The 15,778-nt window shown below is 60.8% G+C and carries 14 protein-coding genes; 9 read left to right on the top strand and 5 right to left on the bottom strand.

Annotation, left to right across the window (positions count from 1 at the left end; genetic code table 11):
* Window positions 1–41: 41 nt before the first annotated feature.
* Together A7D21_RS21415 and A7D21_RS21410 are read right to left on the bottom strand one after the other, a co-directional pair.
* Entirely contained in the window at window positions 42–356 is a 315-nt protein-coding gene (locus A7D21_RS21415) for a hypothetical protein (RefSeq protein ID WP_053254836.1), read from the bottom strand.
* Entirely contained in the window at window positions 353–1,435 is a 1,083-nt protein-coding gene (locus A7D21_RS21410; RefSeq protein WP_053254835.1) for a serine hydrolase, read from the bottom strand. The genes A7D21_RS21415 and A7D21_RS21410 overlap by 4 nt, the downstream gene beginning before the upstream one ends.
* Window positions 1,436–1,769: 334 nt before the next feature.
* Here A7D21_RS21410 and olsB point away from each other — a divergent pair, with 334 nt between their 5' ends.
* Both olsB and A7D21_RS21400 read left to right on the top strand, forming a co-directional pair.
* Window positions 1,770–2,525, top strand: coding sequence for an L-ornithine N(alpha)-acyltransferase (gene olsB / locus A7D21_RS21405; protein ID WP_053254834.1), 756 nt, complete (start codon window positions 1,770–1,772; stop codon window positions 2,523–2,525).
* Window positions 2,525–3,316 carry a 1-acyl-sn-glycerol-3-phosphate acyltransferase gene (locus A7D21_RS21400; RefSeq protein ID WP_053254833.1) on the top strand — a complete coding sequence of 264 codons (792 nt, stop codon included), beginning with the start codon at window positions 2,525–2,527 and terminating at the stop codon, window positions 3,314–3,316. Before olsB ends, A7D21_RS21400 begins: the two co-directional genes overlap by 1 nt.
* A gap of 109 nt (window positions 3,317–3,425) precedes the next feature.
* Here A7D21_RS21400 and A7D21_RS21395 read toward each other — a convergent pair whose 3' ends face one another.
* Window positions 3,426–4,010, bottom strand: coding sequence for an ACP phosphodiesterase (locus A7D21_RS21395; protein ID WP_069552636.1), 585 nt, complete (start codon window positions 4,008–4,010; stop codon window positions 3,426–3,428).
* 154 nt (window positions 4,011–4,164) lie between these two features.
* Between A7D21_RS21395 and A7D21_RS21390 the strand changes: the two genes are divergently transcribed.
* From A7D21_RS21390 to A7D21_RS21380, 3 genes are read left to right on the top strand one after another with little or no spacing between them, the layout of a single operon-like run.
* Window positions 4,165–4,491, top strand: a complete 327-nt coding sequence (locus tag A7D21_RS21390) for a helix-turn-helix transcriptional regulator (RefSeq protein WP_053254831.1) — start codon at window positions 4,165–4,167, stop codon at window positions 4,489–4,491.
* A gap of 14 nt (window positions 4,492–4,505) precedes the next feature.
* Window positions 4,506–5,672, top strand: a complete 1,167-nt coding sequence (locus tag A7D21_RS21385; RefSeq protein ID WP_017137251.1) for an MFS transporter — start codon at window positions 4,506–4,508, stop codon at window positions 5,670–5,672.
* A 31-nt stretch (window positions 5,673–5,703) separates the two neighbouring features.
* A complete protein-coding gene (locus A7D21_RS21380; protein ID WP_053254830.1) occupies window positions 5,704–6,759 on the top strand; it encodes an alkene reductase in 1,056 nt (351 codons plus the stop codon).
* Between the two features lie 234 nt (window positions 6,760–6,993).
* Here the strand turns inward: A7D21_RS21380 and A7D21_RS21375 are convergent, their stop codons facing one another.
* Window positions 6,994–7,626, bottom strand: a complete 633-nt coding sequence (locus A7D21_RS21375) for a TetR family transcriptional regulator (RefSeq protein WP_053254829.1) — start codon at window positions 7,624–7,626, stop codon at window positions 6,994–6,996.
* A 286-nt stretch (window positions 7,627–7,912) separates the two neighbouring features.
* On the opposite strand from A7D21_RS21375, the gene A7D21_RS21370 reads away from it, so the two are divergent.
* The 3 genes from A7D21_RS21370 to adeC are packed head-to-tail and all read left to right on the top strand — an operon-like array spanning window position 7,913 to window position 13,686.
* A complete protein-coding gene (locus A7D21_RS21370; RefSeq protein ID WP_053254828.1) occupies window positions 7,913–9,067 on the top strand; it encodes an efflux RND transporter periplasmic adaptor subunit in 1,155 nt (384 codons plus the stop codon).
* Window positions 9,068–9,070: 3 nt separating this feature from the next.
* On the top strand, window positions 9,071–12,232 hold the full coding sequence (locus tag A7D21_RS21365) for an efflux RND transporter permease subunit (protein WP_053254827.1): 3,162 nt from the start codon (window positions 9,071–9,073) through the stop codon (window positions 12,230–12,232).
* Window positions 12,229–13,686 carry an AdeC/AdeK/OprM family multidrug efflux complex outer membrane factor gene (gene adeC, locus A7D21_RS21360; RefSeq protein WP_053254826.1) on the top strand — a complete coding sequence of 486 codons (1,458 nt, stop codon included), beginning with the start codon at window positions 12,229–12,231 and terminating at the stop codon, window positions 13,684–13,686. The genes A7D21_RS21365 and adeC overlap by 4 nt, the downstream gene beginning before the upstream one ends.
* 83 nt (window positions 13,687–13,769) lie before the next feature.
* Here adeC and A7D21_RS21355 read toward each other — a convergent pair whose 3' ends face one another.
* A complete protein-coding gene (locus A7D21_RS21355) occupies window positions 13,770–14,222 on the bottom strand; it encodes a hypothetical protein (RefSeq protein ID WP_073637191.1) in 453 nt (150 codons plus the stop codon).
* Window positions 14,223–14,472: 250 nt separating this feature from the next.
* Between A7D21_RS21355 and A7D21_RS21350 the strand changes: the two genes are divergently transcribed.
* Window positions 14,473–15,723 (top strand): OprD family porin, encoded by a 1,251-nt coding sequence (locus A7D21_RS21350; protein WP_053254824.1) that lies wholly within the window; start codon window positions 14,473–14,475, stop codon window positions 15,721–15,723.
* The last annotated feature ends 55 nt before the right edge of the window (window positions 15,724–15,778 follow it).

Below are 15,778 nucleotides of genomic sequence, written 5' to 3'. Positions count from 1 at the left end.
GGGCGCTGGCTTGCCTGCGCCCACATTGGATTTTGGGTATTTCAGGGATTCAAGCGACAGCCTTGGCGCTCACCCAACCACCTTGCCGTGTGCGTACGCCCCAACCCACTCGCCGTGACCTCACTGCGTTCCGGCGTGTCGATGAAGCGGCTGACGGGCACGTACTGCTTCACATAGCCGAGGCAATAGGCCGCCGGATTGTTCTCCACGTACCGGCACGAGCAATACTCCTTGGCCGTGTACGCCGCGATGATGTCAGGGAAGGCTTGCAGGTTGACGCGCTCGTGCCACACCCAGCCCAGCAGGGCGAGTAATAGCAGCAGGAAAACGCTGATAACCGGGTGACGGCGGATCATGGCTGCACCGCCGCCAGCACGCGTTTGAGCAACTCATTGTGGCGGTAGCTGCCATCGCGGTCATCGCCGTAGCGCACGATCACCAGGTGTTCATCCGGCATCACAAACAACGCCTGGCCCCAGTGGCCGAGAGCGGCGAACGTGTCGGCCGGCGCATCGGGCCACGGTCGGCGGGCGCCCTGCACTTCGCGGTTGAGCCACCATTGGCCGCCGGGGACGGCTTCGTCCTGGCCTGGCTGGTATTTGTCGAAGGGTTGGCGGTTGAAAGCGACCCACTCTTTGGGCAGCAATTGCTGCTCACCCCAACGACCGTCGCGCGCCATCAGCAGGCCGACGCGTGCCAGGTCGCGTGCGGTGAGGTAGGCGTAGGACGAGGCGACAAAGGTTTCGTCGGCGTCGGTTTCCCAGGTGGCGTTATGAATGCCCAGCGGCTTGAACAGCGCCTCCCACGGGTAATCCACATAGGCCTTGTGGCCGAGCATGCCTTTGAGGGTGGCGGACAAAATAGCGCTGTCACCGCTGGAATATCGGAAGGCCTGGCCCGGTGCTGCGGCGGCCTCGGTATCGGCGGCGAACTCGGCCATGTCGGCGCGGCCACGGGTGTAGAGCATCGCCACCACCGAGGATTTCAGCGGAGCGTATTCATAGTCTTCCTGCCAGTCCAGGCCCGAGGCCCAGTGCAGCAGGTCGGCCAGGGTCACCTTGGGGTGTTGTTTCATCGGTGGGTAGAAGCGCGCCGCCGGGTCGCTGAGTTTGAAGCGGTGTTCGCCGTAGGCCACGCCGAGCACGGTGGCCATCAGGCTTTTGCTCACCGACCAGGTCAGGTGCGGCGTGTCGGCGGTGGTGGGCGCGGCGTAGCGTTCGTAGATGATCACGCCATCGCGGATCACCAGCAGCGCGTCGGTGCGGATGCCCTGGCGGGTGGCATCGTCACGGGTTGGAAAAGCGTAGGCATTGAGGGCGTCAACAGCGGCACCGTCGAGCGGTGTGCCCTTGGCCCACGCCTTGTCAGGCCAGGTTTCGGCGTGGGCGGTGACGGTGACTAACAGCAGGGCAACACACAACAGGCCTCGGACCATGGGCACAAACTCAAGGGGGCATTCAAGCCCGCGAGCCTAGCCTGGATGAGTGACAGTTTTGCTACGCGAGTCTTGAGTGGGTGCCTGTTAATTGTGGGAGGGGCCTTGCTCCCGATGGCAGTGGCTCAGTCAGCTTATCTGTAACTGATCCACCGTCATCGGGAGCAAGCCCCCTCCCACATTTGGATCGCGCTGCATCCGGTAGCAGACGCCCTGCCGCGGCTGTCATCTAAGCGTCACTGGAACTTCATGGAGATGACACCGAGCCTACATAGCCTGAGTTTGGACAAACAAGTCGACCGGCCGGAACGTGGCTGGCACTCGGAGATTCGCCATGACTCAGATCGCCCGCATCAGCGACACCGGCAATGAACGCCGTCTGCAAGCCGAACGCCTGATTGGCGCACAGGCTTTGCAGGAAGCCCAGGCCCTGCGGTTCAACGTGTTCAGCGGCGAGTTCAACGCCAAGCTGAAAGGCGCGGAACTGGGTCTGGACATGGATGACTATGATGTTCACTGCAGCCACATTGGCGTGCGTGACTTGAACAGCGGTCGATTGGTGGCCACCACCCGTTTACTCGATCACCAGGCCGCCAGCACCTTGGGCCGGTTCTACAGCGAAGAAGAATTCAGCCTGCATGGCTTGCGGCACCTGCAAGGGCCGATCCTGGAAATCGGCCGCACCTGCGTCGACCCGGCCTACCGCAATGGCGGCACCATTGCGGTGTTGTGGGGCGAGCTGGCGGAAGTCTTGAATCAGGGCGGCTACAGCTATTTGATGGGCTGCGCGAGCATCCCGATGCACGACGGCGGCATCCAGGCCCACGCGATCATGCAGCGCCTTCGCGAACGTTACCTGTGCAACGAACACTTGCGCGCTGAGCCGAAAAAACCACTGCCGGCGCTGGACCTGCCGACCAACGTGATCGCGGAAATGCCGCCGCTGCTCAAGGCCTATATGCGCCTGGGTGCGAAGATCTGCGGCGAGCCGTGCTGGGATGAAGATTTCCAGGTGGCCGACGTGTTCATCCTGCTCAAGCGCGATGAGTTGTGCCCGCGTTACGCACGCCACTTCAAGGCGGCCATGTAATGGGCCGCCTGCGTGTGTACGGGCGCATCGCCCGAGTGCTGCTGGTGGTCGCGCTGGGCTTGAGCATGGCCAGTGTGTTCGGTGTGTTCGAGCGTTTGGGTGTGGCCAACTCAATGGTGCGGCGCCAGCGCTGGTCGCGGTTTTTCATGGCGCGGCTGACCAACGCCCTGCCCTTTCGCGTGACAGTCCACGGTGAGTTGCCGCAAACGCCGATGCTGTGGGTGAGCAATCACGTGTCCTGGACCGATATTCCGCTGCTGGGCATGGTCACGCCGATGTCGTTTTTGTCCAAGGCCGAAGTGCGCACTTGGCCGGTGGCCGGCTGGTTGGCGGCCAAGGCCGGTAGCCTGTTTATCCGCCGGGGTTCGGGCGACAGCCAGTTGATCCGCAAGCAGATGACCCGTCACCTGGAACAACAGCACCCGCTGCTGATGTTCCCTGAGGGCACCACCACCGACGGGCGCAGCCTGCGCACCTTTCACGGACGCTTGCTGGCCAGTGCGATTGATGCGGACGTGTCACTGCAACCGGTGGCGATCCGTTACCTGCGCGACGGGCAAGTGGACCCGCTGGCACCGTTTATCGGCGATGACGATTTGCTCTCGCACCTGATGCGCCTGTTTGCCAATGACCAGGGCGATGTGGAAATCCATGTGCTCACGCCGATTGCCTGTGCCGGGCAGGAACGCGCAGCGCTGGCGTTCCAGGCGCAACAGGCGGTTCAGAAAGCGTTGTTTGGGCCGTTGCCGGAAACTGAGCACGTGGCGGTGCGACCGGCGTTTGCGGCCTAAAGCGGGCACGGTTAAAAAATGTGAGAGCGGGCGTGCTCGCGAATGCAGTCTGTCAGCAACAAATAGGCTGACTGATACAGCGCATTCGCGAGCAAGCCCGCGCCCACATTTAGATCCCACTCATCAGTTGGGCGTGTGCGAATTTCTGCAATTCGGGGTAGAACACCCGGAAGTCTTCGCTCAACGGCTCATACAGCACCCGCAACTCCTGCATCGCATGGCCCAATTCCTCGGGCTGGGTCAGGCGCCGCGAAATCCCCCGCAACACTTGCTCCATTACCGCGAACTCTCGGTATGAGCCCAGCCAATCATCCGCTGCCATATACGGTGCAATCTGCGCCAGCCGCCCCGGCAACTGGGGCTCGGCGGCGAGTACGCGGTACACCTGTGACGTGAAGTGCTCCAGAGGCTGCTCGGCATACAGCGCCCAATCCCGCGCCAGGCAGTGGTCGAAAAACACATCGAGGACGATCCCGGCGTAGCGCTTGCGGGTCAGGCTGAAGCGTGACAACGCCGCGCCTACCAGCGGGTGGCTGTCGGTGAAACGGTCAATCGAGCGATGCAACTGAATCGCCGACTCAATTTGCGGGCTGAACTGCCCCTGCAGCCGGCCTTTGACGAAATCACCATAGAGGCTGCCCAGCAGTTGTGCAGGAAGTTGGCCGCCCAGGTGCAGATGTGCGAGATAATTCATGGCGCGCAGTTTAGCACTGCCGTCAACGTATCGTTATAACCCGATATACCGATTTGATCTGGCTTAAGACCAAAATCATATTGGTATATCGGGATATACCGATTTAAAGTTCGCTTCATCGCGATATAACGCTTTACGAAACCGAGCAACCGCCATGTCCATCGACCTCGACGAAATAATAAAAGCACTGGCACACCCAGTACGACGAGACATTCTCACCTGGCTCAAAGACCCGAAAGTGCAGTTCCCAGAGCAATTGCACAACCACGAATACGGCATCTGCGCCGGGCAGATCGACCAGCGCTGCGGCTTGTCCCAGTCGACCGTGTCGGCCCACCTGGCCACCCTGCAACGCGCCGGGTTGATCAGCAGCCAGAAGGCCGGGCAGTGGCACTTTTTCAAGCGTAACGAGGAAGTGATCCAAGCATTCCTCGCGGCACTCACGACTGAACTCAGCGCCGAAATCATCGAACCGCTGTAACCAAGGACACGCAAATGCCCCTCTCGCTACTCATACTGGCCCTGAGCGCCTTCGCCATCGGCACCACCGAGTTCGTCATCATGGGCTTGCTGCCCGACGTGGCGGCGGACTTGGGCGTGTCGATTCCCGGCGCCGGCTGGCTGGTCACCGGCTACGCCCTGGGCGTGGCCATCGGCGCGCCCTTCATGGCACTGGCCACCGCCAAGCTGCCACGCAAGGCCGCCCTGGTAGCGTTGATGGGCATCTTTATTGTCGGCAACCTGCTCTGTGCGCTGGCCAGTGATTACAACGTGCTGATGTTTGCCCGTGTGGTCACCGCGCTGTGCCACGGTGCCTTCTTTGGTATCGGTTCGGTGGTCGCCGCCAACCTGGTGCCGGCCAACAAGCGCGCGTCGGCGGTAGCCTTGATGTTCACCGGCCTGACCCTGGCCAATGTACTCGGCGTACCGCTGGGCACCGCGCTGGGTCAGGAAGCCGGCTGGCGCTCGACCTTCTGGGCAGTGACCGTCATTGGTGTGGTGGCGCTGATCGGCCTGATCCGTTTCCTGCCGGCCAAGCGCGACGAAGAAAAACTCGACATGCGCGCCGAACTGGCCGCCCTCAAGGGCGCCGGCATCTGGTTGTCGCTGACCATGACCGCGCTGTTCGCCGCCTCCATGTTCACCCTCTTCACCTATGTCGCACCACTGCTTGGCGACGTCACCGGCGTGTCGCCCAAAGGCGTGACCTGGACCCTGCTGTTGATCGGCCTGGGCCTCACCGTGGGCAACATCATCGGCGGCAAGCTGGCGGACAAACGCCTGGCGGCCACCCTGATCGGCGTGTTCATCAGCATGGCGGTGGTCTCCACGGTGTTGACCTGGACCAGCGTCGCGGTGATCCCGACTGAAATCACCCTGTTCCTGTGGGCCACCGCCTCGTTCGCTGCCGTACCGGCGCTGCAAATCAACGTGGTGACCTTCGGCAAGGCGGCACCGAACCTGGTGTCCACCTTGAACATCGGCGCCTTCAACATCGGCAACGCCCTGGGCGCCTGGGTTGGCGGCAGTGTGATTGCCCACGGTTTCGGCCTGACCAGCGTGCCTCTGGCCGCTGCGGCCCTGGCGATTCTTGCCTTGCTGGTGACCTTGATTACTTTCCGTCAGAGCGGCGATGCCGACCTGGCCCCTGCGACCAACTGATCAATCCACTTAAAGAGAAGGGTGTTATCCCATGACGACTATTTTCGATCCGATCAAACTGGGCGACCTGGAACTGTCGAACCGCATCATCATGGCACCGCTGACCCGCTGCCGCGCCGATGCCGGTCGCGTACCCAACGCGCTGATGGCCGAGTATTACGTGCAACGCGCTTCCGCCGGGCTGATCCTCAGCGAAGCCACGTCCGTGACGCCGCTGGGCGTGGGCTACCCGGACACGCCGGGCATCTGGTCCAACGACCAAGTGCGCGGCTGGGCCAATGTGACCAAGGCCGTGCATGGCGCGGGTGGCAAGATTGTCCTGCAACTGTGGCACGTTGGCCGGATCTCCCACGCGTCCTACCTGAACGGCGAAACCCCGGTGGCACCGAGCGCCATCCAGCCAAAAGGTCACGTGAGCCTGGTGCGCCCATTGGCCGACTACCCAACCCCACGCGCCCTGGAAACCGCTGAAATCGCCGACATCGTCGACGCTTACCGCGTCGGTGCCGAAAACGCCAAGGCTGCAGGTTTTGACGGCGTGGAGATCCACGGCGCCAACGGTTACCTGCTCGACCAGTTCCTGCAGAGCAGCACCAACAAACGTACCGACAACTACGGTGGTTCCCTGGAAAACCGTGCGCGCCTGCTGCTGGAAGTGACCGACGCGGCCATCGAAGTCTGGGGCGCCGGCCGTGTGGGTGTGCACCTGGCACCGCGCGCCGACTCCCATGACATGGGCGACGACAACCTGGCCGAAACCTTCACCTACGTTGCCAGCGAACTGGGCAAGCGGGGTATCGCGTTCATTTGCTCGCGTGAAAAAGAAGCCGGCGACAGCCTCGGCCCACAACTGAAAAAAGCTTTCGGCGGCGCTTACATTGCCAACGAACGCTTCACCAAAGACAGCGCCAATGCCTGGCTGGCTTCCGGCAAGGCTGATGCGGTGGCCTTCGGCGTACCGTTCATTGCCAACCCGGACCTGCCGGCGCGCCTGAAGGCCGATGCGCCATTAAATGAAGCGCACCCGGAAACCTTCTACGCCAAGGGCCCGGTCGGCTACATCGACTACCCGACACTGGCAATTTGATGTAATCCGCTGAAACGAAAAAGCCCCAGTTCGAAGGAACCGGGGCTTTTTCATTGGGGCCGGGAAACATTCCTTTACAGCCTTGCAACAATATCGCTACAAAATACTTAGGCGGCTACCTATCAACCGCCCGCCAGCCCGTATATAAAGTCACCCCACCAATCGTCCGAAGGGACGATGGACTGTGTCTCGTCTTTACTGTTGACACAACTGGAAGTAATTACGCATTTTGTCTTAATTGCGCAGGCTGGGGCTCAGGCGCAGCATGTCCAGCCCCGCATCAACCCAGCGTTCAGCCTGCTGATGCAGTTGAAAACTGTCGGGCACCAGAAGCCACTGGCCAATGATCCCGTTGATATAGGCATGTATGCACACCGCCCCACGGGTGGTGTCGAGATTTTCCGGAAGTTGCCCGCGATGGATCGCGTTACGCAAGGTCAGGCCAATACGCAGGTTGCATTCCAGGCTATGGGTCTGGCGCTGGCGACGCATGTCACACATTTCATCGGTGAACTCGCACTTATGAAACAAAATCTCGTTGATGCGCCGGGTTTTCGGGTCCAGAGCCACCTGATGAAACAAATGAATCAACAGCTTGCGCATGCAGCCAAGCGGGTCGACTTCATCCTCGCTTTCACTGGCCCGCGCCAACTCGTCCAACGGTTCGTGCAGGGTGTCGAGCAGTGCCTGCAGCAAATCGGACTTGTTACTGAAATGCCAATAGATAGCCCCGCGCGTCACCCCGGCCAACGCGGCGATGTCCGCCAACGTAGTCCGCGCGACGCCGCGCTCATAAAAGGCTTGCTCGGCGGCCTGGAGAATCTGGCTGCGCGTTTCCTGAGCTTCCTCTTTGGTGCGACGAACCATGGCAGTAAAACCTCAATCAGAACACTTGGGACTATCGGTAACGCTGCTTTAATAGGCGGTAACGATCATCTGAATAATTGTGGGACGACACCGTCTTGGGCACCGAACGTACTAAAATCGAGGCTTTCGGGGCTGCTTTGTCAACAACCTGCGAAGCCTGTCAAGAGTTTACAAACAACCATGAACGTAAGTATATTGCGTAGCAAGCTACTTATCTACTCACAGCTTGTTTTTTACCCTTCCACACTTCTTGTGCGCATTCTGCGCGCCTGACCCGAGGATCTTCATGCAACTTAAGCCAGCTGTTACCGCTCTGGTCACTGCCGTCGCCCTGGCATCGCTGCTCAGCGGATGTAAAAAGGAAGAAGCGGCTCCGCCCGCTCAAACCCCTCAGGTCGGCGTGGTCACCATTCAACCGCAAGCCTTCACCCTGACCACCGAGCTGCCGGGCCGCACCACGGCTTACCGCATCGCGGAGGTTCGTCCTCAGGTCAATGGCATCATTCTCAAGCGCCTGTTCAAGGAAGGCGGCGACGTGAAGGAAGGGCAACAGCTCTACCAGATCGACCCGTCGGTGTATGAAGCCACCCTGAAAAGCGCACAAGCGAGCCTGACCCAAACCAAGTCGATCACCGACCGCTACAAGCAGTTGGTCGATGAGCAAGCTGTCAGCCGTCAGGAATACGACACCGCCGTCGCCAACCGCATGACGTCCGAAGCCAATGTGCAAACCGCCCAGATCAATGTGCGCTACACCAAAGTGTTCGCGCCGATCTCCGGGCGTATTGGCCGCTCTTCGGTCACCGAAGGCGCACTGGTGAGCAATGGCCAGGCCGATGCCATGGCCGTGATCCAGCAACTGGACCCGATCTACGTCGACGTCACGCAGTCCTCGGCAGAAATGCTCAAACTGCGCCGCGACCTGGCAAGCGGCCAGCTGGAAAAATCCGGCGAAAACGCGGCCAAGGTCAAGCTGACCCTGGAAGACGGCACCGCTTACGGCCAGGACGGCAAGCTGGAGTTCTCCGAAGTGTCGGTCGACCAGACCACCGGTTCCGTGACCCTGCGCGCCGTGTTCCCGAACCCTGACCACACCCTGCTGCCGGGCATGTTCGTCCACGCCCAGCTGCAAGCCGGCGTGAACAGCAAGGCTATCCTGGCACCGCAACAAGGCGTGACCCGCGACCTGAAGGGCACGCCAACGGCGCTGATCGTCAACGCCGACAACAAGGTCGAGCAACGTGAGCTGGTGGCCAACCGTACGTACGGCGCCTACTGGCTGGTGGAAAAAGGCCTGAACGCCGGCGACCGTGTGATCACCGAAGGCTTGCAGTACGTCAAGCCGGGCGTCGAGGTCAAGGTCAAGGCAGCCGACAACGCTAAGCCTGCTGACGCTGGCACTGCTGCTGCTCCTGCTGCCGCTGCTGGCAAAGGGGAGTAACCCATGTCGAAATTTTTTATCGACCGCCCCATTTTCGCCTGGGTTATTGCCCTGGTGATCATGCTGGTCGGGGCACTTTCGATCATGAAGTTGCCCATCAACCAATACCCGGCCATCGCGCCGACCGCCATCGACATCCAGGTGACCTACCCAGGCGCGTCCGCACAAACCGTGCAGGACACCGTGGTGCAGGTCATCGAGCAACAGCTCAACGGTATCGACAACCTGCGTTATGTTTCCTCGGACAGTAACTCCGACGGCAGCATGACCATCACCGTGACGTTCAACCAGGGTACCAACCCGGATATCGCCCAGGTTCAGGTGCAGAACAAGCTGAACCTGGCCACCCCGCTGCTGCCGCAAGAAGTGCAGCAACAGGGTATCCGCGTGACCAAGTCGGTGAAGAACTTCCTGATGGTGATCGGTCTGGTGTCGGAAGACGGCAGCATGACCAAGGACGACCTGTCCAACTACATCGTGTCGAACATCCAGGACCCGATTTCGCGGACTGCGGGTGTCGGTGACTTCCAGGTGTTCGGTTCGCAGTACGCGATGCGTATCTGGCTGGACCCGGGCAAGCTGAACAACTACCAGCTCACGCCGGTGGATGTCAGCACGGCGATTTCCGCACAGAACGTACAGGTGGCCACCGGCCAACTGGGCGGCCTGCCTGCCCTGCCCGGCACCCAGTTGAACGCCACGATCATCGGCAAGACCCGCCTGCAGACGGCCGAGCAGTTCGGCAATATCCTGATGAAGGTCAATACCGACGGTTCACAGGTACGCCTGAAGGATGTCGCCCGTATTGAGCTCGGTGGCCAGAACTACAGCATTGCTGCGCAGTTCAACGGCAAGCCGGCTTCCGGTATGGCGATCAAGCTGGCGTCGGGCGCCAACGCCCTGGACACCGGCAAGGCCATCCGCGCCACCGTCGCGTCGCTCGAACCGTTCTTCCCGCCTGGCATGAAGGCGGTGGTGCCGTATGACACCACCCCAGTCGTAACCGAATCGATCTCCGGTGTTGTCGACACCCTGGTCGAAGCGATCGTGCTGGTGTTCCTGGTGATGTTCCTGTTCCTGCAGAACTTCCGCGCGACCATCATCACCACCATGACCGTACCGGTGGTGTTGCTGGGTACCTTCGGGATCCTGGCTGCGTTCGGCTTCACCATCAACACCCTGACCATGTTCGGCATGATCCTGGCCATCGGCTTGCTGGTGGATGACGCCATCGTCGTGGTGGAAAACGTCGAGCGGGTGATGGCCGAGGAGCACCTGTCGCCCAAGGAGGCGACGGTCAAGTCCATGGGCCAGATCCAGGGTGCCCTGGTGGGTATTGCCCTGGTACTGTCGGCGGTGCTGTTGCCGATGGCGTTCTTCGGTGGTTCCACCGGTGTGATTTACAAACAGTTCTCCATCACCATCGTTTCGGCCATGGCGTTGTCGGTACTGGTTGCGCTGATCTTCACCCCGGCCTTGTGCGCCACCATGCTCAAGCCGATCGACCCGGAAAAACACGGCCAACCCAAGCGTGGTTTCTTCGGCTGGTTCAACCGCACCTTCGACCGTGGCGTACTGAGCTACGAGCGCGGCGTGGGTAACATGATCAAGCACAAGATCCCGGCGTTCCTGGTGTACGCACTGATCATCGCCGGCATGATCTGGCTGTTCATGCGCATCCCTGCGGCGTTCCTGCCCGATGAAGACCAGGGCGTGATCTTTGCCCAGGTGCAGACGCCGGTCGGTTCTACGGCTGAACGTACGCAAAAAGTCATCGACGACATGCGCACATTCCTGCTCAACGACAAGGAAGGCGAGCCAGGCGAAGGCAAAGGCGTGAAATCGGTGTTTACCGTAAACGGCTTCAACTTCGCCGGTCGCGGCCAAAGTTCGGGCCTGGCCTTTGTGATGCTCAAACCGTGGGGCGAGCGTGACGCTTCCACCTCGGTGTTCGAGATCGCCAAGCGCGCCCAGGGTTACTTCATGCAGACATTCAAGGACGCCATGGTATTTGCCATCGTTCCGCCGTCTGTACTGGAGCTGGGTAACGCCACCGGCTTCGACGTGTTCCTGCAAGACCAGGGCGGTGTCGGCCACGATAAACTGATGGCGGCGCGTAACCAGTTCCTGGGTATGGCAGCACAAAGCAAGATTCTGGCAGGTGTGCGCCCCAACGGCGTGAACGATGAGCCGCAGTACGAGCTCACCGTCGACGACGAGAAGGCCAGTGCCCAAGGCATCACCCTGTCGAATATCAACCAGACCCTGGCGATCGCCCTAGGTGGCAGCTACGTCAACGACTTCATCGACCGTGGTCGGGTGAAGAAGGTGTACGTGCAAGGTGACGCCGCCAGCCGCATGTCGCCTGAAGACCTGAACAAATGGTACGTGCGCAGCGACTCCGGGAAGATGGTGCCGTTGTCCGCCATCGCGTCGGGCAAGTGGATCTACGGTTCGCCGAAACTCTCGCGCTACAACGGTGTTGCGGCGATGGAAATCCTCGGCACCCCGGCGCCGGGCTACAGTACCGGTGACGCCATGGCCGAAGTCGAGCGTATCGCCAAGCAACTGCCGGCAGGTGTTGGCTATGCGTGGACCGGCCTGTCGTATGAAGAACGTCTGTCCGGCTCCCAGGCACCTGCGCTGTACGCCTTGTCGCTGCTGGTGGTGTTCCTCTGCCTCGCGGCACTGTACGAAAGTTGGTCGATCCCGATTGCGGTGATCCTGGTAGTGCCCCTCGGGGTTGTGGGTGCGTTGATGGCGACCAGCATGCGCGGGTTGTCCAACGACGTGTTCTTCCAGGTGGGCCTGTTGGTGACGGTGGGCCTGGCGGCGAAAAACGCCATCCTGATCGTGGAGTTTGCCAAGGAGCTTCACGAACAAGGCAAAGGCATCGTCGAGGCGGCCATCGAGGCGTCCCGCATGCGTCTGCGGCCGATCATCATGACCTCCATGGCGTTCGTCCTCGGCGTATTGCCACTGGCGATCTCCAGCGGCGCAGGCTCAGGCAGCCAGCATGCAATCGGTACCGGCGTAATTGGCGGTATGATCACCGCCACCGTCCTGGCGATCTTCTGGGTCCCACTGTTCTTCGCGACCGTATCGGCCGCGGGCGAACGTAAAAAGACGGTTACTACTGAAACTCCTAAAGAGGCTGGCCAATGAGCAAGTCGCTACTTTCCCTAGCCGTCACGGCATTCGTGCTCAGTGGCTGCTCGCTGATACCTGACTATCAGCGCCCTGAAGCACCGGTGGCTGCTCAGTTCCCGCAAGGGCCGGCGTATTCGTCGGCCCAGGCGCCGGGCCAGGCCGCTGCCGAGCAAGGCTGGAAGCAGTTTTTCCACGACCCTGCCCTGCAACAGCTGATCCAGACTGCGCTGGTGAACAACCGTGACCTGCGTGTCGCGGCCTTGAACATCGACGCCTACGCGGCGCAATACCAGATCCAGCGTGCCGACCTGTTCCCGGCCGTTTCGGCAACCGGCAGCGGCAGCCGTTCGCGCACCCCGGCCAAACTGTCGCAAAGCGGCGAATCGACCATCGCCAGCCAATACTCGGCGGGCCTGGGGATCAGCTCGTATGAACTGGACCTGTTCGGCCGCGTGCGCAGCCTGAGTGAAGAAGCCCTGCAAAAGTACTTCGCCACTGAAGAAGCGCGGCGCAGCACCCAGATCAGCCTGGTGGCCAGTGTGGCCAACGCCTACCTGACCTGGCAGGCCGACAAGGAACTGCTCAAGCTGACCCAGGAAACCCTGGGCGCATTCGAGCAGAGCTACAAGCTCACCACGCGCAGTAACGAAGTTGGCGTGGCCTCGGCCCTCGACCTCAGCCAGGCGCGCACCTCGGTGGAAAATGCCCGCGTGCAATTGGCGCGGTATACCCGCCAGGTGGCTCAGGACGAAAACAGCCTGACCCTGTTGCTGGGCACTGGCCTGCCGGCGAATATCGCCAGCAAGCCGCTGTCGGATGACCTGCTCAGCGAAGTGCCGGCCGGGTTGCCCTCCGACCTGCTGCAACGTCGTCCCGACATTGTGCAGGCCGAGTACAACCTCAAGGCTGCCAACGCCAATATCGGTGCGGCGCGTGCTGCGTTCTTCCCAAGCATCAGCCTGACCGCCAGCGCCGGCACTGCCAGCCCGACGCTGGGCGGCCTGTTCAAAGGCGGCTCGGGTACTTGGTCGTTCGCCCCGCAGATCAACATCCCGATCTTCAACGCCGGTAGCCTGCGCGCAAGCCTGGACTACTCGAAGATCCAGAAAGAGATCAACGTGGCCAACTACGAGAAGGCGATTCAGACCGGCTTCCAGGAAGTTTCCGACGGCCTCGCCGCGCGTGAGACCTACAAGCAGCAGCTGGATGCCCAGCGTGGTTTTGTCGCCGCCAACCAGGATTACTACCGCCTGGCCGAGCGTCGCTACCGCATTGGTGTCGACAGCAACCTGACCTTCCTCGACGCCCAACGCCAGCTGTTCAGTGCCCAGCAATCGCTGATCACCGACCGCCTGGCGCAGCTGAACAGCGAGGTCAACCTGTACAAGGCCCTCGGCGGTGGCTGGAATGAGCAGACCGCGAAGAACGAGCCGTTGAAAGAAGAAGCACCGGCACTGAAGTTGTTCTGATCGTGCTGTTGTGAAAAAAACCGCTTCCCTCACAGGAAGCGGTTTTTTTATATCCCGACATATTGGTCATCATCCCAATGAGCCTAGGTACTGACCTGCAGCGTCGAGCACTTGAGCTCCATCTCGTTACCGTCATCGTCATCCCAACCGATCGAGAAGCTGACATTGATCGATGTCTTGCCGGCTTTGTCGGTGTAGATGTGATTGACGTCTAAATTGCCCCAATAAATGTCGGGGAGGTGCTCAAGGTAGCCTTCCAAACCAAAGCGGGCCCTCACTGGCAAGGATTTCGGACCGATGGGATAGGTCATTCCCGGTTTCAACGGGAGCGCGTCAGCCTCAAGGGTCAACTCATTATTGGCGCCAGGCTTGCTTTGAATCCCCAGGCGAATGCACAGCTGACCGCCCTCGATGCAGGACTGCAACTCAAGGTTGTCGAAGTTAATCGGAATCGGCTTCTTGTGCGCAATGGTCAGGCTGGCGTCGAACTCATCCGAAGACGTTAAACACTGACCCACATATGATCCAAAATTCATGAGCTCTTCTCCCTTAAACACTTGGAAAGCAACGGCTGCCGCCACGAAAATAGGCGCTTGAATACACGGCATCTACTGTTAAACCTGACAGTAGACACCAGCCCCCATACGCCAGAAGCTGACGAGTTGACGCGCCACAATTGCGTTCGATCATCGCCCACAACCCGCCCTCCCCCACTTTCATCGCCCCCACACCGCCAAGCACCATGGCCGGCACCTGCATAACCCCAATAACAACAGGTCCACCACCATGAGCACTTTCCACCCGCGCCAGCTATTGCTGGCGACCGCTGTCGCCAGCCTTGCCCTACCCGTGGTCGCCGAGGAACACGGTTTTCTCGAAGACGCCAGCGCCAACCTCAACATGCGCAACTTCTTCTTCAACCGCAATTACACCAACCCGACCAAAGCCCAGGGCGGCGCGCAGGAGTGGACGCAAAGTTTCATCCTCGACGCCAAGTCCGGCTTTACTCAGGGCACCGTCGGTTTCGGGCTGGATGTATTGGGTATGTACTCACAAAAGCTTGATGGCGGGCGCGGCACCGGTGGCACCCAGTTGTTGCCGCTGGACCACGACGGCCGCCCGGCGGATAACTTCGGGCGCCTCGGCGTTGCCTTTAAAACGCGGATTTCGAAGACCGAACTGAAGGTCGGCGAGTGGATGCCGGTGCTGCCCATCCTGCGCGCGGACGACGGCCGCTCCCTGCCGCAAACCCTGCGCGGCGGGCAAATTACCTCCAGGGAAATTGCCGGCCTGACCCTTTATGGCGGGCAGTTCCGGGCCAACAGCCCGCGCGATGACAGCAGCATGTCGGACATGTCGATGACCGGCAAAGCCGCTTTCACCTCCGACCGTTTCAACTTCCAGGGCGGCGAATACGCGTTCAATGACAAGCGCACCCAAATCGGCGTGTGGAACGCCCAGCTCAAGGACATCTACAGCCAGCAATACATCAACCTGACCCACAGCCAGCCCATCGGCGACTGGACCTTGGGCGCCAATCTCGGCTTTTTCTATGGCAAGGATGACGGCAGCGCCCGCGCAGGAGACCTGGACAACAAGACCTGGTCCGGCCTGTTTTCCGCTCGCTACGGGGGCAACACGTTCTACGTCGGCCTGCAAAAACTCACCGGCAACAGTGCCTGGATGCGCGTCAACGGCACCAGCGGTGGCACCCTGGCCAACGACAGTTACAACTCCAGCTACGACAACGCCCAGGAGAAATCCTGGCAAGTGCGCCACGACTACAACTTCGCCGCCCTCGGCGTACCGGGCCTGACGCTGATGAACCGCTATATCAGCGGCAGTAATGTGCACACCGGGACCATCACCGACGGCAAGGAATGGGGCCGTGAGAGCGAATTGGGCTACACCGTGCAAAGCGGCGCACTCCGGGACCTCAACGTACGCTGGCGCAATTCGACGATGCGCAGGGACTACAGCAACAACGAGTTCGACGAAAACCGGTTGATCGTCAGCTACCCGATAAGTCTGCTGTAAACCGGCGTCGGACTTGCTGTATGGTTCGCGCCTGCCGCTGCTGATTCGCCCAGCA

Source organism: Pseudomonas sp. AP19, assembly GCF_001728855.1.
In the GTDB taxonomy this organism is placed as follows: Bacteria; Pseudomonadota; Gammaproteobacteria; order Pseudomonadales; family Pseudomonadaceae; genus Aquipseudomonas; species Aquipseudomonas fluorescens.
This window is presented reverse-complemented; position numbering and strand designations above follow the sequence as displayed.

Bases quoted from the DNA above. Each gene is read 5' to 3' on its own strand.
- A7D21_RS21375 (WP_053254829.1), bottom strand. From the start codon at position 7,626: ATGGTTCGTCGCACCAAAGAGGAAGCTCAGGAAACGCGCAGCCAGATT.
- A7D21_RS21380 (WP_053254830.1), top strand. From the start codon at position 5,704: ATGACGACTATTTTCGATCCGATCAAACTGGGCGACCTGGAACTGTCG.
- A7D21_RS21385 (WP_017137251.1), top strand. From the start codon at position 4,506: ATGCCCCTCTCGCTACTCATACTGGCCCTGAGCGCCTTCGCCATCGGC.
- A7D21_RS21370 (WP_053254828.1), top strand. From the start codon at position 7,913: ATGCAACTTAAGCCAGCTGTTACCGCTCTGGTCACTGCCGTCGCCCTG.
- A7D21_RS21350 (WP_053254824.1), top strand. From the start codon at position 14,473: ATGAGCACTTTCCACCCGCGCCAGCTATTGCTGGCGACCGCTGTCGCC.
- A7D21_RS21365 (WP_053254827.1), top strand. From the start codon at position 9,071: ATGTCGAAATTTTTTATCGACCGCCCCATTTTCGCCTGGGTTATTGCC.
- A7D21_RS21415 (WP_053254836.1), bottom strand. From the start codon at position 356: ATGATCCGCCGTCACCCGGTTATCAGCGTTTTCCTGCTGCTATTACTC.
- olsB (WP_053254834.1), top strand. From the start codon at position 1,770: ATGACTCAGATCGCCCGCATCAGCGACACCGGCAATGAACGCCGTCTG.
- A7D21_RS21355 (WP_073637191.1), bottom strand. From the start codon at position 14,222: ATGAATTTTGGATCATATGTGGGTCAGTGTTTAACGTCTTCGGATGAG.
- A7D21_RS21400 (WP_053254833.1), top strand. From the start codon at position 2,525: ATGGGCCGCCTGCGTGTGTACGGGCGCATCGCCCGAGTGCTGCTGGTG.
- A7D21_RS21390 (WP_053254831.1), top strand. From the start codon at position 4,165: ATGTCCATCGACCTCGACGAAATAATAAAAGCACTGGCACACCCAGTA.
- A7D21_RS21410 (WP_053254835.1), bottom strand. From the start codon at position 1,435: ATGGTCCGAGGCCTGTTGTGTGTTGCCCTGCTGTTAGTCACCGTCACC.
- adeC (WP_053254826.1), top strand. From the start codon at position 12,229: ATGAGCAAGTCGCTACTTTCCCTAGCCGTCACGGCATTCGTGCTCAGT.
- A7D21_RS21395 (WP_069552636.1), bottom strand. From the start codon at position 4,010: ATGAATTATCTCGCACATCTGCACCTGGGCGGCCAACTTCCTGCACAA.